18 protein-coding genes, 1 tRNA gene and 1 pseudogene are annotated in these 23,879 nt (G+C 39.3%); 18 read left to right on the top strand and 2 right to left on the bottom strand.

The annotated features are described in order from the left end of the window. Positions 1-11 precede the first annotated feature (11 nt). From IGK01_RS11905 to IGK01_RS11895, 3 genes and pseudogenes are all read left to right on the top strand, one after another. On the top strand, positions 12-1,205 hold the full coding sequence (locus tag IGK01_RS11905) for a quaternary amine ABC transporter ATP-binding protein (RefSeq protein ID WP_019723090.1): 1,194 nt from the start codon (positions 12-14) through the stop codon (positions 1,203-1,205). Then, the gene (locus IGK01_RS11900) at positions 1,198-2,928 is read left to right on the top strand and encodes an ABC transporter permease/substrate binding protein (protein ID WP_010734322.1); all 1,731 of its coding nucleotides are present in this window, start codon (positions 1,198-1,200) and stop codon (positions 2,926-2,928) included. The genes IGK01_RS11905 and IGK01_RS11900 overlap by 8 nt, the downstream gene beginning before the upstream one ends. A gap of 55 nt (positions 2,929-2,983) precedes the next feature. After that, positions 2,984-3,350, top strand: a pseudogene (locus IGK01_RS11895) (HAD hydrolase family protein); the annotation flags it as partial. A 203-nt stretch (positions 3,351-3,553) separates the two neighbouring features. On the opposite strand, the gene IGK01_RS11890 reads toward IGK01_RS11895, so the two are convergent. After that, positions 3,554-5,488 (bottom strand): BglG family transcription antiterminator, encoded by a 1,935-nt coding sequence (locus IGK01_RS11890; protein ID WP_023520324.1) that lies wholly within the window; start codon positions 5,486-5,488, stop codon positions 3,554-3,556. Positions 5,489-5,735: 247 nt separating this feature from the next. On the opposite strand from IGK01_RS11890, the gene IGK01_RS11885 reads away from it, so the two are divergent. From IGK01_RS11885 to IGK01_RS11835, 11 genes are all read left to right on the top strand, one after another. Next, positions 5,736-6,197, top strand: a complete 462-nt coding sequence (locus IGK01_RS11885) for a PTS sugar transporter subunit IIA (protein ID WP_010734325.1) — start codon at positions 5,736-5,738, stop codon at positions 6,195-6,197. After that, positions 6,194-6,517 (top strand): PTS fructose transporter subunit IIB, encoded by a 324-nt coding sequence (locus IGK01_RS11880; RefSeq protein WP_005225262.1) that lies wholly within the window; start codon positions 6,194-6,196, stop codon positions 6,515-6,517. Before IGK01_RS11885 ends, IGK01_RS11880 begins: the two co-directional genes overlap by 4 nt. A gap of 18 nt (positions 6,518-6,535) precedes the next feature. Continuing rightward, positions 6,536-7,636, top strand: coding sequence for a PTS fructose transporter subunit IIC (locus IGK01_RS11875; protein ID WP_010734326.1), 1,101 nt, complete (start codon positions 6,536-6,538; stop codon positions 7,634-7,636). 219 nt (positions 7,637-7,855) lie between these two features. After that, complete coding sequence (mngB, locus tag IGK01_RS11870; protein WP_153830029.1) at positions 7,856-10,531, top strand: mannosylglycerate hydrolase; 2,676 nt, start codon at positions 7,856-7,858, stop codon at positions 10,529-10,531. 581 nt (positions 10,532-11,112) lie between these two features. Then, entirely contained in the window at positions 11,113-13,887 is a 2,775-nt protein-coding gene (locus tag IGK01_RS11865; protein ID WP_438840784.1) for a sigma 54-interacting transcriptional regulator, read from the top strand. Positions 13,888-13,970: 83 nt separating this feature from the next. Continuing rightward, positions 13,971-14,390 (top strand): PTS sugar transporter subunit IIA, encoded by a 420-nt coding sequence (locus tag IGK01_RS11860; protein ID WP_041684509.1) that lies wholly within the window; start codon positions 13,971-13,973, stop codon positions 14,388-14,390. A gap of 10 nt (positions 14,391-14,400) precedes the next feature. Beyond that, entirely contained in the window at positions 14,401-14,871 is a 471-nt protein-coding gene (locus IGK01_RS11855; RefSeq protein ID WP_010734330.1) for a PTS sugar transporter subunit IIB, read from the top strand. A gap of 17 nt (positions 14,872-14,888) precedes the next feature. Continuing rightward, entirely contained in the window at positions 14,889-15,674 is a 786-nt protein-coding gene (locus IGK01_RS11850) for a PTS mannose/fructose/sorbose/N-acetylgalactosamine transporter subunit IIC (RefSeq protein WP_023520318.1), read from the top strand. Further along, a complete protein-coding gene (locus IGK01_RS11845; protein WP_175401369.1) occupies positions 15,661-16,479 on the top strand; it encodes a PTS system mannose/fructose/sorbose family transporter subunit IID in 819 nt (272 codons plus the stop codon). The genes IGK01_RS11850 and IGK01_RS11845 overlap by 14 nt, the downstream gene beginning before the upstream one ends. A 12-nt stretch (positions 16,480-16,491) precedes the next feature. Further along, complete coding sequence (locus IGK01_RS11840; protein ID WP_023520316.1) at positions 16,492-17,541, top strand: SIS domain-containing protein; 1,050 nt, start codon at positions 16,492-16,494, stop codon at positions 17,539-17,541. Positions 17,542-17,552: 11 nt separating this feature from the next. After that, positions 17,553-18,557, top strand: a complete 1,005-nt coding sequence (locus tag IGK01_RS11835; protein ID WP_438840783.1) for an SIS domain-containing protein — start codon at positions 17,553-17,555, stop codon at positions 18,555-18,557. A 709-nt stretch (positions 18,558-19,266) separates the two neighbouring features. On the opposite strand, the gene IGK01_RS11830 is transcribed toward IGK01_RS11835, so the two are convergent. Continuing rightward, a tRNA-Lys gene (locus tag IGK01_RS11830) sits at positions 19,267-19,339 on the bottom strand. 382 nt (positions 19,340-19,721) lie between these two features. Between IGK01_RS11830 and IGK01_RS11825 the strand changes: the two genes are divergently transcribed. The 4 genes from IGK01_RS11825 (at position 19,722) to IGK01_RS11810 (ending at position 23,842) form a co-directional block, all read left to right on the top strand. After that, positions 19,722-20,297, top strand: coding sequence for a DUF1836 domain-containing protein (locus tag IGK01_RS11825; protein ID WP_010736696.1), 576 nt, complete (start codon positions 19,722-19,724; stop codon positions 20,295-20,297). After that, positions 20,287-21,144 (top strand): DegV family protein, encoded by an 858-nt coding sequence (locus IGK01_RS11820; RefSeq protein ID WP_409173608.1) that lies wholly within the window; start codon positions 20,287-20,289, stop codon positions 21,142-21,144. Before IGK01_RS11825 ends, IGK01_RS11820 begins: the two co-directional genes overlap by 11 nt. Positions 21,145-21,507: 363 nt before the next feature. Then, positions 21,508-22,578, top strand: a complete 1,071-nt coding sequence (locus IGK01_RS11815; RefSeq protein WP_010736694.1) for a baeRF3 domain-containing protein — start codon at positions 21,508-21,510, stop codon at positions 22,576-22,578. Positions 22,579-22,834: 256 nt separating this feature from the next. Next, the gene (locus IGK01_RS11810; protein ID WP_010736693.1) at positions 22,835-23,842 is read left to right on the top strand and encodes a DUF1002 domain-containing protein; all 1,008 of its coding nucleotides are present in this window, start codon (positions 22,835-22,837) and stop codon (positions 23,840-23,842) included. The last annotated feature ends 37 nt before the right edge of the window (positions 23,843-23,879 follow it).

Raw genomic sequence — 23,879 nt, 5'->3', positions numbered from 1 at the left:
GGAGAATTTGTTTGGTAAAAGTAGAAGTCAAAAACTTAACGAAAATATTTGGTAAACGAACACAAACTGCTTTGGAAATGATGAAAAAGCACCAATCGAAAACAGAGATTTTACAAAAAACCGGCGCAACTGTCGGTGTATATGAAGCGAGTTTTGATGTACAAGAAGGTGAGATCTTCGTGATCATGGGACTTTCGGGGAGTGGGAAATCAACCTTGATCCGTCTATTGAATCGTTTGATTGAACCAACATCTGGCAATATCTTGATTGATGGAGAAGACATCTCAACACTTAGCAAAGAAGAACTTCGCGAAGTTCGTCGTCACAAAATCAACATGGTGTTCCAAAACTTCGGTCTATTCCCACATCGTACGATTTTAGAAAATACAGAATACGGTCTTGAAGTTCGCGGTGTTCCTAAAGAAGAACGTCAAGCTAAAGCAGAAAAAGCGTTAGAGAACTCAAGCTTGTTATCCTTTAAAGATCAATATCCTAGTCAATTATCTGGTGGGATGCAACAACGTGTTGGGTTAGCCCGAGCATTGGCAAATGACCCAGAGATCCTATTGATGGATGAAGCTTTCTCAGCACTTGATCCATTGATTCGTCGTGAAATGCAAGATGAGTTATTGGAACTACAATCCAATGTGCAAAAAACGATCATCTTTATCACACATGATTTAAATGAAGCATTGCGTATCGGGGATCGCATTGCGTTGATGAAAGACGGAGAAATCATGCAAATCGGTACTGGGGAAGAAATCTTGACTAATCCAGCCAATGATTACGTGAGAGAATTCGTTGAAGAAGTCGATCGCTCGAAAGTCTTGACGGCGCAAAACATCATGGTTCCTGCACTAACAACAAACATCGAATCAGATGGTCCAAACGTTGCGTTGACACGTATGCGTAATGAAGAAGTCAGCATGTTGATGGCTGTTGATAGAAAACGTAACTTAAAAGGGATCATTACAGCAGATCAAGCATTAGAAGCAAGACGTCAAAAACGTCCATTGATCGATTTCCTTGATGAAAATGTTACCGTGATCGGTAAAGATATGTTAGTTAGTGATATCTTCAATATTATTTATGATTCGCCGACTCCATTAGCCGTGGTTGATAACGGGAAATTAAAAGGCGTTATTATCCGAGGTAGCGTAATCGAAGCATTAGCAGCAACAAGTGAGGTGAGCGAACATGAATAATCTATTGAACTATCAAATACCCGTCGCTGACTGGGTCGAAACGATCACTGATTGGTTGACAACAACGTTCGCAGGACTGTTCTCATTCCTTCAAACGATTGGTCAAGCAGTGATGACAGCTATCACGAATCTTTTATTAGTGATACCAGCACCACTATTTATTCTTTTAATGGCAGTTGCAGCGTTCTTTATTTCAAAAAAACGTCCCGGATTGACATTATTTACTTTGATTGGCTTATGGTTCATTTATAATCAAGGGCTATGGACAGATTTGATGAATACTGTCACATTGGTTTTACTATCTAGTGTGATCTCGATCATCATTGGTGTACCTCTTGGTATTCTCATGGCAAAAAATGATAAAGCGCAAGGAATCATTAAACCGATCCTTGACTTTATGCAAACAATGCCTGGTTTTGTTTATTTGATTCCAGCGGTTGCCTTTTTCGGAATTGGTATGGTTCCAGGGGTGTTTGCCTCAGTGATTTTTGCCTTACCACCAACTGTTCGCTTTACGAACCTAGGTATTCGCCAAGTACCGAAAGAGTTAGTAGAAGCGTCTGATTCATTTGGTAGTACGAGTTGGCAAAAACTAGTGAAACTTGAATTACCACTAGCAAAAGGAACGATCATGGCAGGGATCAATCAAACAACTATGCTTTCTCTTTCAATGGTCGTGATTGCCTCAATGATCGGAGCGCCTGGTTTAGGTCGTGGTGTCCTTTCTGCTTTACAACGTGCACAAGTCGGAAATGGTTTTGTCAATGGGGTAGCATTGGTGATCTTAGCCATTATCATTGACCGTTTTACGCAACACTTGAATCAACCAAATGATCAAAAAGCAGCAGGTACTGCGAAACAAAAAAATAAAAAGCGCCAAGGAGTGATCATTGGTGCAGTAGTCGTTGTTTTATTAGGTGCGATCGGTGTTGGAAGTTTTAGTTCTTCAACAAAAGAAACAAACACGATCAATCTTTCTTATGTGGAATGGGATACAGAAGTTGCTTCAACAAATGTCGTAGCAGAAGTCTTAAAAGAGATGGGCTATGATGTGAAAGTGACACCTCTTGATAATTCGATCATGTGGGAATCCGTTGCAAAAGGAGAATCAGATGGAATGGTGGCTGCTTGGTTACCTAAGACTCATGGTTCTCAATATGAACAATACAAAGATCAAGTCGATGATCTAGGTGCAAACTTGAAAGGTGCCAAAGTCGGATTAGCTGTTCCAGCATACATGGATGTTAACTCGATTGCGGATCTAACCGATGAAGCAGGCAAAAAAATCACCGGTATCGAACCTGGTGCAGGTGTGGTGAATGCTGCAGAAAATACGATTGCCCAATATCCAAATCTGGAGGGGTGGACAGTTGAGACCTCTTCTTCAGGTGCAATGACGGTTGCATTAGGACAAGCAATCAAAAATCAAGAACCAATCGTCTTTACTGGTTGGACACCACACTGGATGTTTGCGAAGTATGACTTGAAATATCTAGAAGATCCAAAAAATGCGATGGGAGATGCGGAAGAAATCCACACTATCGTCCGCCAAGGCTTAAAAGAAGATCAACCAGAAGCATACGCTGTGTTGGATAAATTCAACTGGACAGAAAAAGACATGGAAGAAGTCATGTTGGAAATCAACAACGGCAAAGATCCACAACAAGCAGCAAGAGAATGGATCGATAAGAACCAAGAAAAAGTTGCTAGTTGGAAAAACTAAATAAATAAAAAAAAATCGACTTTATTGAAACAAAAACTGTTTCGGTAAAGTCATTTTTTTGGAAATCACCGTGTTTGATCCGAAAAAAAAACTGTTTTGAACATGTCAAACAATTGGAAAAATTAAAAAAAAAAGCCTATATCGTTGCTTCAGAAGCCGCTTGGATCGATATCTCAAATCTTAATGTCCATAAAGGAACAACAGTGACAGAATTGCAAAGAATTCTCCACGTCACACCAGAAGAAACCATGGTATTTGGCGATGGTCTAAATGATGTCGAGTTATTAGAATGTGCCGCTTACAGCTTTGCGATGAGCAATGCCTTTGAGCAAATCAAAGAAGTTGCACAATTTGTGACAAAGTCGAACGATGAAGATGCGGTACTCCATACCATCAAAAAAATGATTGCTTTACAAGCATGAAAACCCAGTGAGTTGATTTCAGAGAAAGAGCCTTCAACCATTTAATTGGCAGAAGACTCTTTTTTTGTCTGTAAATAATCAACGAATCCATCAAGTGATAAATCAGCTGCATGAGCTAATAAGATCATTGTGCCAAATTTAACACTGTTCCAGTCATCTGATTGATTTAGACGTGTAAAGCTACTAGCGGTGTTCCCAGTTTTTTATAATTGTTTCATACAACTCAAAAAGTGGTGATAATCACTTTTTTGCAAGATTGCTTGTTGAACATCTTCACGATCCATCAACTCTAATAAAAGACTATAGATTTCTTCTGTCTCTTCATATTCGTTTTTTTGTATCGCAAAGAGAAAGACAAATCTAACCAAGTCACCATTTCCCCAATCAACGCCATCTGGAATGATTGCCACTGAAACAACCGAGCGTTTCGCCATCAATGTCATGGGATGGGGGATAGCTAACCACTCGTTGATATTCGTCTGATTGATTGCTTCTCGTTTCTTCACACTGTCATAAAAATCTTTTGGCACAAAATCTTTTTGGTACAATTGCTGTGCCATTTTCTCTAACAGGGTCTCTTTATCTGCATGATTTTCATGAAGAAAAAATGCTTCTTGAAACAATGAATAGATGCCGTTTTTTGCTTCGCTTAGTGTTTCAATGAACGATTCGATTTTGCTGATTTCCTTGTCTAGTTGTGCCATGTTGATATAAATTGAAGGAACAGAAAACAGCTCTAATGGAACGGTTGTGATTACAAAATCAATTGCAGAAAGATCACATTGTTGTAGTTCAACATAAGAAAAGCGATCAACGACTTCGACCGTTTCTTGATAGTGCTTGATGATTTTCGCTTCAATAATACGGCTCATGGCTCGACCGGTTCCACAAACAAGGATGACGCGATGTTTATGATGATTTCTGATAGAACTCCTTTCCATAGCACCTGCGATGTGCAAAGCAATATAACCGATCTCATCAGAAGAAAAATAAAAACCATGTTTCATGCTTACCGTTTCTAAATGGGTCAAACATAAATCATAAGCCTGTGGAAAAGATTTTTTGATCGTTGCCAGTAATGGATTGCTGCGGCGTGCATCCATTAGATTCATATTGATAAAACCTTCTATATGAGAAGTCAGATCTTCTATTAGCATCTTATCTGTCTCTAATGCATAGTTTGACGTCTGTTTGATCGCAGTTAGTAATTCTTCGACGATAGCTTTAGCAGTTTCTGTGGAAGAATCGTTTGAATCGCCAGTTTCAACTAAACGTGGTGCATTCATCGCAAGATAGTAAATAAAGTATTGTTTTTCTCCTGCAGTCAATTGTATATCAAATGCATGATCGATTTCTTCTAAGAAATGACCAACTACTTTCTGGGCGTCTTTTTTGAGCGCAGGCACATGCAAGGGAAATTCGTTGATCTCATGGCCAGCTATAAAGCGGCTGATTGCTAAAGCAAAATGAGAAAGAATGTTTTTATGATAGTAGTCAGAGTCTAACAAGTCTAAGGATGCCAGATGATTTAATGCCAATTCTTGTAAGTGGACTAGATTGATCGTATCAAACAACTCAAGTTCCATTTCTGTAAAACCGATCAAGTACTCTTGTAGATCTTTTTCAATTAACAGATCACTGATAGCCTGACGCTTGGCGAATTCGTTACCCAAGACTTCAAAGCCAATATTTGGTCGATTTACTATTTTTAAGTGATAGGTGGCTAAATTGTCTCGAGCCGTTTTTAAGTATGAGTAAAATGTGTTTTTACTAATAAATAACCGATCGAGAAAATCATCCAAGGATAAAGGGTTTTCATTCTTGAATAATAGGAAAAGTAGGTAGGTTTGTCGTTCTTCACTAGTGGTTAGAAAGAACTCTGTGGTTGACATACTTTCTGTCCACCAGTCATGAAATTGTTCTTTTGAACCAATGGACAACAAATAGCCTTGCCCTCGAATCAACTTGATGGAGGCTCCCACGTTTGTTAATAAATCATTTAAATTCGCAATGTCTGTCCGAACCGTTCGTTCAGAAATCGAGAAGTTTTTCGTTAACTCCTTCATTGGTAGCGGCACCGTTTGTCTAGTTAATACTTCCAATAGATCATCTAATCGTTGATAAGCAAGTTTTGACAATTGTTTCACCTCCGTGCTCTTCCTCATCATACAATAGAAAGAATAAGAATGAAATGCTTCACTAGTACTGAAAATTTCCAGAAGAGTTGGCAATCATTTTGGAAAACGCTTTACTAATGATTGCCACTTGAATTGGAAATTTGGTGTGTTTACATCGTGTATCAGAAACCGTAAATTAAACGTGTACAGAAAATAAACCACACGAATTACTATGATGGTTTTAGAATAAAGGAAAGGAGCAGATGAGATGGATTTTCAGGAAAAAAATATTCTCTTGAATGTGGCTGTTAGATCAAAAGAAGAACTGTTTCACGTGATTGCGAATCATGCCTATGAATCCGGAATCGTTACCGATGCAACAGACACATATGCGGCATTCATTGAACGGGAAGCACAATATTCAACTGGCTTACAAGAAGGCTTTGCTATTCCGCATGCAAAAGCTGAACCGGTTTTGAAACCGACCGTTTTGTTTATTCGCTTAGAACAAGCCATCGAATGGGAAACCTTCGATGATTCTGCAGTCAAAAATGTGTTTGCTTTGATGGTTCCTAAAAAAGATGAAGGAACGGTGCATTTGCAAATGTTGAGTCGCCTAGCAACAGCGTTGCTTGAAGATACATTCATCCAGCAGATTCAACAATCGAAAGATAAAGCTTATTTAGCAGAATTGATCAAAAAGGAAATGATGGGAGAGAAAATCATATGAAAATAGTAGGGATTTCCGCCTGTCCAGCAGGATTGGCACATACACCGATGGCCGCAAAAGCTTTAGAAAAAGCTGGTGTGAAACTGGGCTATGAGGTCAAAATCGAACAGCAAGGTTCGTTAGGGCAAGTCAACGAGATCACTGCAGCAGAAGCAAAAGAAGCAGATTTCTTACTTTTAGCGACTGATCAAAAAGTTGTTGGGATGGAACGGTTTGAAGGAAAACCGCAAATTCGGGTAAATATTAATACGTGTATCAAAGCACCGGAAGCGGTGCTAAAGAAATGTGTCGCAGCTGTGGAACAAAGAAACGCAAACTAAAGGAAAGAGGCAAGGATGATGAAAAGAGTTCTAGCAGATGTAAAAGGCCACTTGATGAGTGGAATTAGTTTTGTACTGCCGTTGATTATTGGCGCTTCACTAGTTGTTGCCATTCCGAAAATGATTGCTCTTGGTATGGGGATAACAAGCTTAGATCCTTATGCTGGCACTGAAGGCTTTAAACATGCGCTTTATTTGATTGAACAAGTAGGGTGGACAGGAATCGGTTTGATCAATACTGTCTTAGCTGGGTTTATAGCGTATTCTGTTGGAGATAAAGCTGCTTTAGGGGCCGGCTTTATCGGCGGTGCGGTCGCTTCTAGCACAAATGCTGGTTTTTTAGGGGCAGTTATTGCTGGGTTCTTAGCAGGATACTTAGTGAAGTGGGCTAAAGAACATATCAAATTACCGGAGTCATTTGCTGGAGTGATGCCGCTGGTCATTTTACCCTTGATTGCTACATTATCCGTAGCGATCGTCATGGGCGCATTACTCTCTGAGCCATTGGCATGGATTAATACTAGCTTGGTTGAATGGATTCGAACCATGATTGAAAACGACGTCAACAAAATTTTGCTTGCAGTCATCATGGGGGCAATGATTGGCTCTGACTTAGGGGGGCCTGTAAACAAAGCTGCTTGGATGGCAGGAAATGTTTTACTAGCTGAAGGTGTGTATTTACCAGCAATTATCGTAAATGTTGCGATTTGTGCGGTGCCATTTGGATACGCCTTAGCAACTTTATTCCACAAAAATCGATTCAATAAAGAGCTATTGGATGCTGGCCGTAATAACTTTATTATGGGCTTTATCGGAATCACAGAAGGAGCAATTCCTTTTACATTAGTCAATCCATTACGGCTTGTACCGATCAACATGTTGGGAGGAGCAATCGCTTCAGGTTTGGGGATCGCGTTAGGAATGTATGACAAAATGCCGCCTGTTGGAGGGATTTATGGCTTCTTCACTGTTGGGAACGGTTGGGCGTATTTGATTGGACTATTTGCAGGAGCTGCTTTCATCGGTTTTGTCGCTCCTTTATTTGTGAATTTCAATAAGCAAGAAGAACAAAAAGAAGACATTACGCTTGATGATATTGAATTGAGCTTTGAAAATTGAGTAACAAAGCCGATTAGCTAAATAGTAGCGAAAGAAAAGGCACGAGCAGATGATTTTCTAAGAACGCTTTTAGCTTGTACGAAAATGGCAAAATTCGAAATATTTTACGTAAGGAACAAATTATGCGTACCAGATGGTAAAAAAATTGAGAAAAATTAATAGGCACTAACGACAACCATCGTTACGTGCCTTTTTTAATAACGGGAGAGGAATGATTGAATGAAAAAAACAGTACATGTCGTACCCCACAGTCATTGGGATCGCGAATGGTATTTTACTACAAGTCGCTCGAAAATCTATTTGATGCACAATTTAAGAAAAGTCATTGAACAACTAGAAAAGGATGATCCCTATGAGAGCTTCATTTTAGATGGACAGGCTTCGCTGTTAGATGATTACTTGAAGTGGCGTCCGCAGGACAAAGAAAGGATTCAACAACTTGTTCAACAAGGGAAGTTGATCATTGGCCCATGGTACACTCAAACCGATCAATTAGTGATCTCGGGAGAAAGCATTGTTCGGAATATGTTATACGGCATGAAAATTTGTGAAGATTTCGGGACATACATGAATGTTGGGTACGTCCCAGATTCTTTCGGCCAAGCAGCCAGTATGCCACAAATCTATCGTGAGTTTGGTATCAATGATACGATGTTTTGGCGTGGTGTCAGTGATGACGACGTTAAATATACAGAGTACAAATGGCGTGGAGAAGATGGTTCGGTGGTCAATGTCTACCAGATCCCAAGTGGGTACTACATTGGCGGTGCCATTCCAGAACGAGAAGCAGAATTAGCAGAGTTCTTACATCAAGAACCGTTTAAAACGACTTGGGGACGCAGTGCTACCGATCAAGTGTATTTTCCAAATGGTTTCGACCAAGCACCAGTCAGAGAAAATCTTCCAGAATTAGTTGATCGAATGAATCAACTTTATGAGGATGAGTATGAGTTACAATTTTCAACGATTGAAAAATACATTGCCGCAGTCAAAGAAGGCCATCCTGAGTTGGAAGAAATCGCCGGTGAACTGATCAATGGCAAATTGATGCGAATCCATAAAACGATTTTTTCTTCACGTCCTGATTTGAAGGCGATGAACACTCAGATCCAACATTACTTAGTCAATGTCATGGAGCCTATCTTAACGATGGCCATGCAATTAGGATTTGAGTACCCCGTGGAAACAGTCATAGAGATTTGGAAGTTAATGTTTGAAAATGCGGCGCATGATTCCATTGGTTCTTGTGTTTCTGATACGACCAATGAAGATATCTATATGCGCTATAAGCAGGCGCGAGATATTTCCATGAATCTTGTCGAATTGACTTTACGACAGATTTCTACTGCAATCAATAACCCACAAGCACAAGAAATTACTTTCACGCTCTTCAATACCTATGATACAAGGCGCAATGGGGTCATTGAAGCAGAGGTTTATTTGCCACAAAAAGAGTTTGCGATTCTTGATCAAGCTGGTCAGGCGTTGCCTTATACGATTTTAGAGCTTACCGACCAAACGGAGTATGTTTTGAATCAAGGAAATATTTTAAATCCAGTCAAGGAAATCTATTTGCCGGAGAAAGTCTATAAAGCGAAGATTGCCTTAGAAACGACGGATGTGCCGAGTATGGGGTATACCCAGCTGACGGTTGATTTGAAAGGTGATACAAGCGCACCATTGCAGGATGTTAAAACCAATACGGTTGAAAATGAGTACTATCAGATCACTGTCAATAACAATGGTTCTTTGGATATTCTTGATAAAACCAATCAAGTGCTTTACCAAAACCAAGGGATCATTGAAGAAAATGGCGACGATGGTGATTCATTCAATTATTCACCACCTGTGAAAGATTTTGTGATTTCATCAATTGATGCGCAACCAACGATCACCATTCAGCAATCAGAGATTTATCAGAAAATCCATGTAGCTTACACGTTGAAGGTTCCGAAGGATTTAGCTGAACGTGCAGAAAAGAAAGTCTCATCTCCACTGCCGATCCAATTGACGATGGTGTTGAAAAAACAATCACAACAAATTGATTTCAAATTAACGGTTGAAAACCAACAAGTGGACAGTCATCGGGTATGTGTGCTATTTAATACTGGGATTTCCTCGAAATTTTCGCTTGCTGACCAACAGTTTGGTACGTTGGAGCGCCCAGTTGTATTTGAAAAAGAAATGGCCCTTTGGGAAACCAATAAAGAGCAATGGAATGAGCAACCGATTGCCATAGAAACTTGTCAATCCTTTGTCGGTTTATTCGATGCGTCCCATGGCGTAGCAGTCATGCCCCAAGGGGTACGTGAATATGAGATTGTGGGAGAAGCGTTTGATACGATTCGCTTAACCATTTTCCGGACCTATGGCTTCATGGGGAAAGAGAATCTACTGTATCGCCCAGGGCGTGCTTCAGGAGAATCAGTGATTGAGACACCAGCTGCACAGTGCCACAAAACGATGCATTTTGATTTCTCCATTGCTTACTTTGCTCAGGGATTTGACCAAGCAAATGTCGCACAACGTGCCAAACAAGCAGTAACACCGATCACTCTTTATCAATACGCAGAATTCCTGAATTCCCGATTGATTTTTACTTTAGGATCGGTTGAGCCAACTTTGCCGACAAACTTTAGTCTTTTTGAGATCAATGGCAATCTAACCTTGAGTGTATTGAAAAAGGCGGAAGAGCGTTCAGGTTACATTTTGCGTCTATACAATGGGCTTTTAGATGAAGTGGGACATGCGACTATCACATTCAACCATCCAGTGAACGTAGTAGAAACAGTCAATCTAAAAGAAGCTAAGAAAGAAGCACTTCTGGTGGAAAATAATGCCGTCACTCTTGAAAAGATTGACCATGCAAAATTTGTGACATTGTATGTGGAATGATCGCTACTGAGAAAAAGTGACGCGAAGTAGTGAGTCCGCTTATGAGACAGAAAAGCGAAAAAGGTTCGTAAGTCTTATTAAAGTACTTACGAGCCTCTTTGTTTACTAATGCGAAACAAGCAAGAATCTGGCTCTTTGTCAATAAGGACTAATAAGTTGTGTAAAGTCAAATCTGGAAAGCGTAACTAGTTAACTTATGTCACGTGCCCATGACTTCAGCACAAAAATAACTGAAAAAAATGGATCGAACTCTAATAAGGGTAATTGGCGCTTGGATCAAAAAAAATAAGGGACCACTGATCCTCACCAATATGGTAAAAGATGGAGTTGAAGTTGAAGTGGTGAATAGTGCTATCGGATTGAAATTAATAGTGTTAAGCGAACATAAATGAATCGGAAATAGTAATAGAACTATTTACTGACTGTCACATAAGTATTATATACAGAATAAAAAGTAGCAATCGTTATTCAGGATGCTACTTTTTGTGGTTTAAAAGAATAATTGCTCTATTATTCATTGTATAGTAAGTCTTAGCCTGTTAAGTTATGATAATCAGATAAAGAGGATAAGGAGAACGACGATGAAAGAACAATTACTTGCTTACTTACAAAATCAAACAGCTTTTTTCTCTATCGAAAATGTAAGCGATATTTTTACTGCAAAGGATATCGCCGAGAAGTTTTCAGTCAAGAGAAACACGATCAGTCACTATTTAAATCAGTTAACGGAAGAAAGCCATCTAGTAAAAATTACTACCCGGCCAGTGTATTTTTTTCATAAACAGGCATTTGAAATCCAAAATTATCCCTTAACCCAAAACGTATATGATAGTCTAGCTGCTGTTGGAGCAGAAAAGCCCTTTTTTGATCGAAAAGAAGATTTTTTTTCCAGTGTAATCGGTAGCAAAGGTAGTCTGGCAGAAGTGATTGAACAGATCAAGATGGCAGCCTTCTATCCAAATGGTGGGCTTCCCTTCTTGCTGACGGGGGAAAGTGGAACTGGGAAGAGTTTTCTTGTAAAAATGTTCCATCATTATTGTGTGGAAAATGAATTATTAGAGAGCGATGCTCCGCTGATCACGATCAATTGTGCGCAGTATGCCAATAACCATGAGCTATTGACGAGTAATTTATTTGGACATGTGAAAGGAGCCTTCACTGGAGCAGAAGAAAATCGTAGAGGTGCATTTGAAGCAGCAGCCGGGGGGGTACTATTCCTAGATGAAGTTCATCGACTGAATGCCGAAGGACAGGAAAAATTATTCACTTTTATGGATCAGGGGGTTATCTATCGAATGGGGGATACGAGCCGGTCAACCCCAGTGGATTGTCGGCTGGTGTTTGCGACGACTGAAGATTTGAAACAAACATTTCTAACAACCTTTTTGCGACGAATCCCAATTCAAGCAACACTGCCTGCTTTGGTAGAACGGACGATTTCCGAACGGAAACAGCTGATTTTGCAAGCGTTCTATGAGGAACAAAAACGAATCGGCCTGCCTTTGGAAATCTCACCTCAAGTGATCGAAATCCTGACAACCGGTCATTTTTCGGGAAACGTCGGGGAATTGAAAAGCACGATAAAAATCATTACCGCCAAAAGCTACACCGCCAGTCTAAAACGGGGAGCCCTAAAAATAGCGGTCACGGTCTATCATTTACCAGAACATTTACTGCAATTAACAGATGAACCCAATGAACTAGCGACGATGGAACCAGTTCTGATTGATGGGCAAATGCAAATCCAGCAGTTGACTGTGGAAAGTGAACCCGCACAACAACAGATCATTCAAACGTATGAACAGATCCTACTCAATTATGTCCAGACAGGGCAGGACTTTGCAGCTGCCGCTGATCCTATTTCTCAAGTAATCGAAAGGCTGTTCGAAAATTTATTGTTTGATCATAAGCAAGAACAAAAGCAACGGACAATGATTTTTGTGACCGAGCATGTCCAGCGAATGATGGAGCAGATCGAGCATTCCTTCCAAATCAGCTTTAACGGCAGCATGGTCTATACGATCAGTTATTATTTATGGCTGCGGAGAAATGTGGAATGGCTGCCAGATGATCAAGAAAAGTTTTTATTGACAGAAAACCTATTGAAAAGTGTTAAAAAGCATTATTCTACAAGTGACCGCTACACCGAAAATCTGTTAGGGCTAGTGCAAAAAGCATTGGATATTGAACTAACGAGTATGGACCGAATCATTTTTGCACTTTATATCAATGATATGGGATATTCCAAAGAAACGTTGCTTCCACGAAGCATCATAGTAGCCCATGGCTATGCAACTGCCAGCAGTATCGCAAATGTTGCGAACCGTTTACTGAATGAATCGTTTTTTCAATCTTTTGATATGCCATTAGAAGTTACTCCTAAGCAAATTGCGGAAAGGATCACTGCATATATTCAGAAAAACGATGTATCTAATGGACTCGTTGTCTTGTTCGACATGGGTTCTTTGAAAGAAGTCTATCAATATATCCCAGAATTGACGGTACCGATTGTCATGATGAACAATGTAACGACAAGTGTAGCCATCGCTGTCGGAGAATGCATTCAGCAGCACGTTTCGTTGAGAGAGATTCCTGAGCGGGTAAATGCTTACCACCAAAATGAATGGGAGATCATTCTTCCAAAAGTTAAAAAAGAGAAAGTTGTCATTACGACTTGTTCGACTGGAATTGGAACCGCTGTTCAAATCTCCACCTTATTAGAAAAAAGTATTCCTGATCATTTACAGATTCGGATCCTTCCTTATGAATTCAACCATTTGGAAAATAGTGAACATATGAAACAAATATTAACATCTTATGATGTTGTTGGTATTATAGGAACCACTAAACCTCGCCAAGAGCTGGCTCCCTTTATTTCTTTAGAAGAACTGATTTCAGGCGCTGGGACAGAAGTGTTATTAAGTTGGCTAAAGGAAGAATTGGATGAAGAGATGATTGCCTACGTGAACAATCAATTAGTAAGAAACTTTTCATTGGATCGAGTGATTCAATCGGTCACGATTCTAGATACAGAAAAAGTAATTTCCCAAATGGAATTTTTCGCGGGAGATCTGGAACGCATGTGGCAGCAACGAATCACCAATGATCGCAAACTTGCGTTGTTTGTCCATACGAGTTGTTTGATTGAGCGCCTTATTCGAAACGAAGCTATTGATAATTATCATGCCAGCGACACATTACTCCAGTGTCATGAAAAACAGCTGAATGAAATCAAAAAAGCGTTTAGTGTCATTGAGAAGGTTTACAGTGTCGCGATACCGGAATCTGAAGTTTGCTACATTTATGATGTTTTATTTGGAAACACTGATTATTCAATGGGTGAAGCGGATTTTTAATCAATAAGAAAAGCGTGCCACTTTTTTTGGCACGCTTTTTGCGTTTAGTAAAGTGTAACTTGGAGCAAAGTGAGGTGAAAGCAGTGGAACAAATCGTTATTTTAGCATCACACGGACGATTTGCATCAGGAATCTTACATTCGTTAGAACTTATCTGCGGTAAAAAACAATCAGTCTTTGCGATTGACTGCTATGTGGAAGAAACATTTGATCTGACGACAACGGTGGATACCTTGATGCAAACATATAAACATTCTGAAGTGATCGTTATCACAGATATTTTCGGTGGTAGCGTGAACAATGAATTTTTGCGTTATATCCAACAACCAAATTTTTACTTGATTACAGGTTTGAATTTGCCATTGCTGATTGAATTGACGACACAATTTCAAAGAGGAGGTGCAATCTCAGAAACGATCCACCAAACGCTGGCCAATTCGAAAGAGATGATCCAGTTTTGCAATGATAGTATAGCAAAAGAAATCGAAGAAGAAGAATTTTAGGAGGGACGACATGATTATTTTGACACGAGTCGATCATCGGCTATTACATGGCCAAGTCGCATTTTCTTGGACCCAAAATTTAGGCGCCGATTGTATTTTGATTGCCAATGATGATGTACCGACAAATGATATTCGTAAGACAACGATCAAATTAGCAAAACCGCAAGGCGTAAAACTGGTGATCAAATCAATTGAGGATTCAATTCATGCCCTGCAAAGCGGTGTGACGGATAAATACAAATTATTCATCGTAGTTGATTCCATCAAAGATGCGTATAAGTTAGCAGAAAACTGTCCAGAGATCGACAAAATCAATTTAGGTGGGATCAAAGCCAAAGAAGGCTCTAAAAATATTGGCAAAGCAGTCAATGTTTTACCAGTAGAAGAAGAACTTTTGAAAAAAATGGTTGCAAAAGGAATCGCTATCGATATCCGTCAAGTACCTTCGGATAAAAAAGTCGCTGTCGAAGATGTTTTATAAAGAAAGGAGCAAAAGAGATGCTGCAAGCAATATTACTTGGAATTGTTGCATTTATTGCGCAGTCTGAATACGCATTAGGAACGTCATTACTGTCGCGTCCGATTGTCACTGGGTTGTTTACAGGAATCGTATTGGGGGACATAAACACTGGAATTATTATGGGTGCAACACTTGAATTAGCTTTTATTGGCTCGTTTTCTGTCGGTGCTTCTATTCCACCAGATGTCGTAACCGGAGGGATTCTGGGCACAGCTTTCGCAATTACGGCAGGAGCGGGAACCGAGACGGCTTTACTGTTGGGACTTCCAATCGCTACCTTGACCCTTATCTTGAAAAATGTTTACTTGGGGCTGCTTATCCCAATGATGAACCAAAAAGCCGATTTGTACGCGGCTGATGGAAACTACAAAGGTGTAGAACGAATGCACTTATTAGCAGGTTTTGGCTTATCCCTGATGTTAGCCCTTGTAGTGACGATCTCCTTTATGGTAGGCAGCAATACGATTAGTAAATTATTGGCTATGATTCCAGCCTTTGTACAGAACGGCCTATCTGCCGCAACTGGTTTGATTCCCGCCCTTGGATTTGCCATGTTGGCTAGGTTACTGATTAACAAACAAGTTGCACCGTACTTCTTTTTAGGTTTTGCATTAGCAGCTTATTTAGAGATTCCTGTTACAGGGATTGCAATCTTCGGAGCAATAACGGCTGTTGTAGTCGTGAATTTAAGAAACATTCGTGGACAAGGGCAATCTATTCAAATGACTTCAGGGGAGGTACTAGATGATGATGAAGACTTCTAATGAGAAATCCGAAATTACCAAAAAAGAGTTGAATCGTGTCTTCTGGCGTTCATTTCAAATGGAGTTCTCATGGAACTATGAGCGACAGATGAACCTAGCTTATGTCTATGCGATGATTCCGATTTTAAAGAAACTCTACAAAACAAAAGAATCGATGGCCGATGCGTTGAAACGTCACCTGGAATTTTTCAATACGACCCCGCATATCGTCACGCTTATTTTAGGAATCAATGCGGCGATGGAAGAAGAAAATGTCAATGATCCAAATTTTGATTCTTCAGCGATCGATAACATCAAGACCTCTTTGATGGGGCCTTTAGCGGGAATCGGTGATTCCTTCTTTTGGGGAACGTTGCGGCTAATTGCTACTGGGGTAGGAACTTCATTGGCATTACAAGGAAATATCCTAGGTCCGATTCTGTTTCTAGTGATTTTCAATGTTCCTCATCTACTATTTCGTTATTTTTCGACTGGTTGGGGATATAAACTTGGGACAGGATTTTTAAAGAAAATTCAGGAAAACGGTTTGATGGAAAGTTTAACCTATGGTGCTGCAATCATTGGTTTGATGGTCGTAGGAGGAATGACCGCTACGATGATCGATATCAACATTCCGTTGCAGATTGGTTCAGGAGAAAATGCAGTTACGGTTCAAAGCATCTTTGATGATATCGTTCCGAAAATATTGTCATTGGGTGCCTTTGGGGCTGTCTTCTATCTTTTGAAAAAAGAAGTCAAACCGCTAATTATTCTGCTGGGATTAGCAGTCGTAGGTATTTTAGGATCCTTGATTGGACTCTTTTAAGGAGGAATTGTTGTGGCAACGATGATGGACTATATACAAGAAGAGCAAGCAACACTAGTTGAGATCTTGCAGGGGTTTGTTCCTAAAAAAGAAGAAAAAAGAGCTGCAATCGAGAATTTACTGATTTTGGCAACGGGCTCTTCTGCCAATGCCTGTTTAGCAGCAAAGTACGCAATGGAGAAATTAGCGCAGATCACTGTCACGATTGAAGAGCCATACCACTTTAACCATTACGGAAATCTTTCTAAAGATATCGAAACAGTTTTGGCGGTTTCACAAAGCGGAAAAAGTGCTTCTACGATAGATGCAGTGGCGCAGTTGTCCAAGCAAGATATTTATACGATCGGTTTAAGCAGTGATCCCGAAAGTCCCCTTGCTCAAAAAGTTAACGAAAGCATTGATCTAGGAACTGGGATCGAGACCGTTGGATTCGTGACCAAAGGATATGTAGCAACAGTATTGCAACTCTATTTAATGGGGGTATCTATTGGCTACAGTAAAGGTATATTATCCGACGACCAAGTGTCGATGATCAAAAATCAGTTAGAGGAAATGATTGAAGCCATTCCTCAGGTCATTGCTAAGACAATTGATTTTTTTGAGAAAAACGCAAGTATTTTTAAACTAGCGAATCGGTTTGTGGCAGTCGGTTATGGGCCAAACTGGGGAACCGCTAAAGAATTTGAAACGAAATTTACGGAAACGATTCGAGTGCCTTCGCAAGGATTTGAATTGGAAGCGTATATGCACGGGCCGTATCTTGAAGCAAACCATAAACATGTGCTTTTCTTTATTGAAGCACCAAGCCCGAATCAATCAAGAGCCCAACTGTTGCATGATTATTTAGCATCCCATGTGGGAAAAGCTTATACGATCACCACAGCAGCGGCAAAGAATCCCGATACACTTGGGCTGGATGTTGCATGTGAAGAAACTTTTTCTTCTTTGCTCTTAGTGATTCCGTTCCAAATTTTCTCCTCTCTCGGGGCTGCTGCTAAAGGGATCGATTTGAGTAAACGTATTTTTGATGACTTTGATCAAGTGCTAAAAAGTAAAATTTAGAGGTGGAAAAGATGCTGAAATTTAATGAACAACAACAAATTGATGATATCCAAGGAATGTTAGCGTTACGTCCAGAAGTTGAAAAATTAGTCGACGCCATTGACGAAAAAGGCTTTGACGCCATCTATTATCTAGGAATTGGCGGTACCTATGCTTCTGCGATGCAAGCTGTCACTTACATTAATGGAAAAAGTGACTTACCGGTTTACGTCCAACATGCGGCAGAATATTATACAACCGGCAACCGTCGTTTGACCAAAGACTCGTTAGTCATCTTGTCCTCTGTTACTGGAACGACACAAGAAGTGGTTAAAGCAGTTGAAGAAATCAAAAAAGTAGGAGCGACATTACTAGGATTTATTGATTCAAAAGGCAGTATTTTGGCGGAACAATGTGATCATGTCATCACGTATCCTGCACCGGGAACCGAACAAATCAAATTCTTTATGGTTGCCGATCGATTGATGAAAAACCATGGGGATTTTCCTGATTACGACGCCTACTATCGAGAATTGTATCAATATTTAGCAAAAGGATTAGTAGAAGCTGAAAAGCAGGCGGATGAATTTGGGCGAGCATTTGCGGAGAAACATCGTCACGATGCGATGCATTATTTTATCGGTGCAGGAAATCAATGGGGTGCTGTCTATTCTTATGCTATGTGCTATTGGGAGGAGCAAAGCTGGTTACGTTCAAAATCGATCCATGCTGCTGAGTTTCTTCACGGAACGTTGGAAATCGTTGATGAAACTACACCTGTCACCGTGTTTTTAGGAGAAGACGAACAACGCCCATTATCAGAAAGAGTTGCTAAATTGTTGCCAAAAATTTGTGCAAACTATACATTGATCGATACGAAGGATTATCCTGTTTCAGGAATAAGTGAGAAATATCGTGGCCGAGTGCTATCTCACTTATTGATGCATTGCGTAACACAGCGGATTGATGCCTATGTCGAACAAATGAATTGCCACCCGCTAGAAATTCGACGCTACTATCGCCAATTTGAGTACTGATAGAAAACAAAGAGGAATAGGATCGATAGAAAGATAACCCAAAAGAACACTGAAATATAATGTTTCTATGGAGTGGATAGGGAAGCTATCTTAATAAGAAAAAGTGATCTATTCTTGAACATCATAAATGAAGAACACCTGAATTCATAATTTAACAATGTATAGAGCGTTTCGTTAACCAAATGTTGATGGAACGCTTTTTTGGTATTTATTGGAGGAGCAAAAAGAAACGAAAAGAATAAGGGAAAGGATTTGAAGGGACTTAAACAGTTACTAAAATCTAATACCTCCTTGTTGATAAATAAACTAACGAAGTGCTATTAAGTTAGTTTAAAGTTAACGGGAAAAAGAGGGAGGCTGAATCAAAGGGTTTCTAATATTTATAAAAAATGGCAGCAATCTATCATTGAAAGACGTCTGAGAAGTGGGAGTTCTTCCTAAAAAGTTAGACCGAATTACTTTGATTCTTGAAAAGAGCATAGATTAACTACTTAGAGGCGAAATGTTTTGGGGAGTAAATAGATAAGTATGAAAGATAATGATAATCATGTAAGCATCTCAATGATCAACAGGGCATAATGACTCCCTTGTATGCCTTTTTCAAGGTAATCTAAAAAAGGTTTAAAACAAAAAAATGTCACCACGCACACTCTTTTCCAAACTACCGAAGTAGCCAAGAGTGTACTGGTGACGTGGGTTTGGCACCCAATGGGCCGTGAGGGGCTCGAACCCGCGACCCGCTGATTAAGAGTCAGCTGCTCTACCAACTGAGCTAACGGCCCATATGAAAAAGTACTTTATTATAGTAGCACTAAGCATTTTAAAATGCAAGGCACGTACAATAAAAAATCTACGAAAACTTTACTACTTCCTAGAAATTCATTCATAGTTTATTCATAAATGACCGTTATGATAAATGTATCCCAACCAACAAAGTTCTTGCAAAAGAACAACCCATAACACTTTTTCATTTTTTTACTCCTTTTCCCGTCATGAAAATGGCGGGTCTTTTTTTATTCCAAGAAGAATCTAGAACAAGCATCGTTTAAACGCTTGTTATCGATGTTTGATTTTGTTATTAATTTATCTAGTTTGAGTAACTAGATTGAATGTTTTTGAAAACTTTGATAAGATATTAATGAGAATATTAAAGGAGCTTTCATAATGGAAAAAATGCGTCAGCAATTAATTGATTGGGCTGTCAGTATCGAAACGTTTCGTTTACCACATTGGGAAGAACTTCCAGACTTGGAGCTATACATGGATCAAGTCAAGACACTAGTAGATCGTCATTTATCACCAGTTATCCAAGGAGAAAAACATCCTTTGTTAACTTCTTCAATGGTTAATAATTATGTGAAACTAGGTTTAGTACCGGCGCCAATCAAAAAGCGATACAACAAACAACATGTGGCATTTCTGATTGCTATCACAACGCTTAAACAAGTGTTGACGATTCCTGAAATCAAAGAAGGAATTTTGTTTCAAGGAAAAACAGTGGGCATCCGTGAAGCATACAATCTTTTTTGTGATGAACAAGAAAATGCGATACGAATGGTCAGTCAATTAGCCCAAGGAAAACAACATGAACAATTATTGAATCAAGAACTTCCATTAGAATATGTTGCTGTACGTTCAGCGACGATTTCTTTTGCAATGAAGCTACTAGCAGAAAAAACGATCAGTTTAGAAAGCGAATATTTACAAGAGGCAAAAAAGGAGAAAGAAAATGAAGAATAAGATTGCGATTTTAGTAGACTCAGGAACAGATGTGCCACAAGAAATCATCGATATGTACAATATTTATGTGATCCCTTTGAAAATCATTTATAAAGATAGAGAATATACAGATAAAGTCGATATTACTCCTGAAGAGATTTATAAGCGTTTACCTGAGGAAATTCCGGGTACCTCGTTACCTGATGGAGAATCAATCACTAAGATTTTTGATCAAATCAAAAATGATGGATATGATAAAGTTCTAGCAATCACTATTTCAAGTGGTTTGAGCGGGACGAATAATGTGGTTCGTCTTGTCGCACAAGAACAAGAAGGAATCCAAACACATGTATTAGATACTAAAAATATTGGTATTGGCGCCGGTTTTACAGCAATCCAAGCTGCAAAATGGATCGAAGATGGCATGGAATGGGACACGCTGATCGATGAATTAGTTGCATTAGCTGAACGAACGAAAGTCTTTTTCAATGTAGCAACACTTGAATACCTGCAAAAAGGCGGACGTATCGGTCTAGTTGCCTCAATTTTAGGAAATGCCTTAAAATTGAATCCTATCATCTCTTGTAATGAAGAGGGCATCTATTATACAGTAGGTAAAGCACGAGGCAGAAAGAAAAGTTTAGACAAGACAATGTCCTATGTGAAAGAAGCTGTCGGGGATGCAAAAGTCTTCAACTTGGCAGTCGCACATGGTGCGGCGGAAGAAGAAGCAATTGGAATGAAGGCTCGTTTTGAACGTGAATTCCCTAATGTCCAAGAGATTTATTTTGGACAAATCTCACCGGCATTGGTTGTCCATACTGGCCCAGGTTTATTAGGGATCGGTGTGCAAATACTTGAACCATAATATGATCGAAGCTAAGTGATCATCAAAGAACAGCATTATTTTTTATCTAAAATAATTAGAAAAAAATAGTGGACACTAAAAGAATCGCAAATAGAATTCCGCTCTGTAGAAGTTAGATATTCGTCTGACTTCTCTAGGGCGGGATTTTTTATGGGGAAATTTAATTTTTGAATTTAATGGAACATGCTTCAAGAGTTTTTGGAGAAGAAAAAACACAATTCCGGCATTTTTGATTTTGTATAAAAAATTAGGTTGACCTTAGAATCGCTCTAACCAATATCATTAAAGTAGGCATAGAAATGCGGATCATATCGATTGATCACTATGCCAGTTTATTTTTAGGTAGAAAGAAGGAGTTTAAAAATGAATTATTTAGAATTAAGTGCCCACAGAGAAAATCCAGCGGTAACGATCATGTTAGGGATGCCAAATGACGAGAAAAGTGCTGAAAAATACAAACTAGTGTTAAAAAATCTAGTAAAACAGATTATTTTAGAGTTGGAAGAAAGGGAAGGAACAGCGGCGAAAACAATGATTCGTAAAATCGATCAAGTGTTAAAAGACTTTCAACCTACGCATAAAAGAGGAAGCATTGTCTATTTTATTTCGCCAAGCGTCAATGAACAAATCGAAGTACCGTTTGTGTTGGAGAGTCAATTTGTTATTGATGCGTATTTCCATACAAAAGAAATCTTACGAAGTGAAAGTAAAATGAACCATTATTATGTGTTAACGATTGGGATGGATTGTTCACGTTTACTAGAATATGTAGATGATACGCTGATACAAGAAGTGAAAGACGCACATTTCCCAATCAGGAATAAAGGCTACTGGGCAAAAGACCGCGTATTGAATTCAATGGGAAGTGTTCAAACGAATTACAAAAAAGAGTTCTTCAAATGGATTGATTCTGAGTTACAACCTTATTTGAATCGTCATCCACACCCAATCATTTTAGCTGGAACAACAGAAAATATTGCGACATATAAACAGATTTCACATAAAGATGAACGGATTGTTGGAGAAATCTATGGGAACTTTACAGTTGATAGTGGCGAAAATGAGTTGGCAATAGGAGAGCAAGCAAATCAGGTGATTCACGAATACATTCGTCATCAAAAAGAGACGATACTACACACTATAGTAGGAATGGAAAACCAAGGGCGTGTAGAGCGTGATGTAGCCAACATCTACAGACAAGTAATTAAAGGAAAAGGGCAAAAATTGATTGTAGATCACGCTTACTATCAAGAGGCGGTGATTAGAGATCATCAAGTCAAATTAGTAGATATCTCACCGAGTGACGAAGGCTACGTCGAAGATATCGTCAATGAAATCATTTATGAAGTCATGCGTTACGGAGGAGAAGTTATCTTTGCCGAAACAGAAGTATTAGAAAATCAATCGCCGATCCTATTACAATTACGCTATTAAAAATCGATTCATACAAATGGGAAACTAGGAAGCTTAGAAGAATAAGGAGATAGCCCAAGCCCAACACTCGGATACATTCGGAGGTTGGGCTTTTTGATGAAAGATAAAGTCTAAAAAGTTTGGAATAGCTAAGAAAACACTCGTAATCTTAAAAGATAGTATAAGATTCTTTTCAAATCAGCCTTGAGGCGTAGGTTATCTTATAGACCTTATAGTACAATGTTTAAAACAGAAAACAGCTACATGGAGGTTATGTATGAAGAAAACAAAACTTATTGCCACTCTCTTGGTCTCAAGCCAAGTTTTACTAGCAACACCAATCGTATTAGCAGACGAGACAGCAACAACGCAAAGTATTGTCCCAATTTCAGGAACGGTCGACTCGACAGTTGCTACGCATTCTTCCGATTCAACAACGACAACCAGCTCTAGTGAACGATTACAGATCAATGCAGTAGCAATCGGTAATGCGTTAACGAAAGAACAAGAAACTTATACATTAGATAAATTAGGGATCAAAGGAGAAACACCGATCTATAAAACGTCCGGTACAGACTTGATGTCCTATATTCCTGACGGTGGATTTACCAAAGACTGGGCAGTTTATAGTTCTGTACGTATGCAGACGCTCGCTGAAGGCGAAGGGATCACTGTTGATATCGCGACACCAGAAAATATCACACGAATCACAGCCGCTCAGTATCAAAATGCAGCGTTAACAGCTGGGATTACCGATGCAAAATTGACGGTCGCATCTGCAGTACCGATCGATGGTTCAGGTGCTTTAGCTGGTGTGTACAAAATCGTTGAAGAGTCAGGGGGCATCATTAATCAAGACCGTGTCAGCGTGGCTCAAAATGAGATGGATGTTTTATCGTCTATCACAGAAGAAAACAAAGACAAAGATGGCTATTCCGATGAAGCATTAAATAAAGCACAGGAGCAAGCGAAAGAAGAGTTAGCAGCTAAGACTGCTGACGGCAAAGAGCTGACACAAGCGGATATTCAAACGACAGTAGAAAAAGCTCTGAAGGATAATGGACTAGAAGATGTAATGACAAGCGATCAAGTCACAGAAATAACTTCGTTGATGAGTGAAATGAAAGATAAAAATATTTTTGAAGACTTCGTGAAAGAATTAGACTTGACTGAGGCGAGCAAGCAAATTCAAGAAAAATCAAAAGGGCTTTGGGAAAATATCAAAGGGTTCTTTAGTGGCATATGGGATTCGATCACTGGCATGTTTTCTGGTGACTCTCAATAATCGAAATAGTTTTTTATGTATGAAATATTTGATTTGA

It is taken from the genome of Enterococcus sp. AZ080 (genome assembly GCF_051714945.1).
Lineage (GTDB): Bacteria > Bacillota > Bacilli > Lactobacillales > Enterococcaceae > Enterococcus_B > Enterococcus_B pernyi.
This window is presented reverse-complemented; position numbering and strand designations above follow the sequence as displayed.

What these genes read in the sequence shown, in the direction of transcription:
- IGK01_RS11900 (WP_010734322.1), top strand. Translation starts at nt 1,198, where the DNA reads ATGAATAATCTATTGAACTATCAAATACCCGTCGCTGACTGGGTCGAA.
- IGK01_RS11885 (WP_010734325.1), top strand. Translation starts at nt 5,736, where the DNA reads ATGGATTTTCAGGAAAAAAATATTCTCTTGAATGTGGCTGTTAGATCA.
- IGK01_RS11880 (WP_005225262.1), top strand. Translation starts at nt 6,194, where the DNA reads ATGAAAATAGTAGGGATTTCCGCCTGTCCAGCAGGATTGGCACATACA.
- IGK01_RS11875 (WP_010734326.1), top strand. Translation starts at nt 6,536, where the DNA reads ATGAAAAGAGTTCTAGCAGATGTAAAAGGCCACTTGATGAGTGGAATT.
- mngB (WP_153830029.1), top strand. Translation starts at nt 7,856, where the DNA reads ATGAAAAAAACAGTACATGTCGTACCCCACAGTCATTGGGATCGCGAA.
- IGK01_RS11865 (WP_438840784.1), top strand. Translation starts at nt 11,113, where the DNA reads ATGAAAGAACAATTACTTGCTTACTTACAAAATCAAACAGCTTTTTTC.
- IGK01_RS11855 (WP_010734330.1), top strand. Translation starts at nt 14,401, where the DNA reads ATGATTATTTTGACACGAGTCGATCATCGGCTATTACATGGCCAAGTC.
- IGK01_RS11850 (WP_023520318.1), top strand. Translation starts at nt 14,889, where the DNA reads ATGCTGCAAGCAATATTACTTGGAATTGTTGCATTTATTGCGCAGTCT.
- IGK01_RS11845 (WP_175401369.1), top strand. Translation starts at nt 15,661, where the DNA reads ATGAAGACTTCTAATGAGAAATCCGAAATTACCAAAAAAGAGTTGAAT.
- IGK01_RS11835 (WP_438840783.1), top strand. Translation starts at nt 17,553, where the DNA reads ATGCTGAAATTTAATGAACAACAACAAATTGATGATATCCAAGGAATG.
- IGK01_RS11825 (WP_010736696.1), top strand. Translation starts at nt 19,722, where the DNA reads ATGGAAAAAATGCGTCAGCAATTAATTGATTGGGCTGTCAGTATCGAA.
- IGK01_RS11820 (WP_409173608.1), top strand. Translation starts at nt 20,287, where the DNA reads ATGAAGAATAAGATTGCGATTTTAGTAGACTCAGGAACAGATGTGCCA.
- IGK01_RS11815 (WP_010736694.1), top strand. Translation starts at nt 21,508, where the DNA reads ATGAATTATTTAGAATTAAGTGCCCACAGAGAAAATCCAGCGGTAACG.
- IGK01_RS11810 (WP_010736693.1), top strand. Translation starts at nt 22,835, where the DNA reads ATGAAGAAAACAAAACTTATTGCCACTCTCTTGGTCTCAAGCCAAGTT.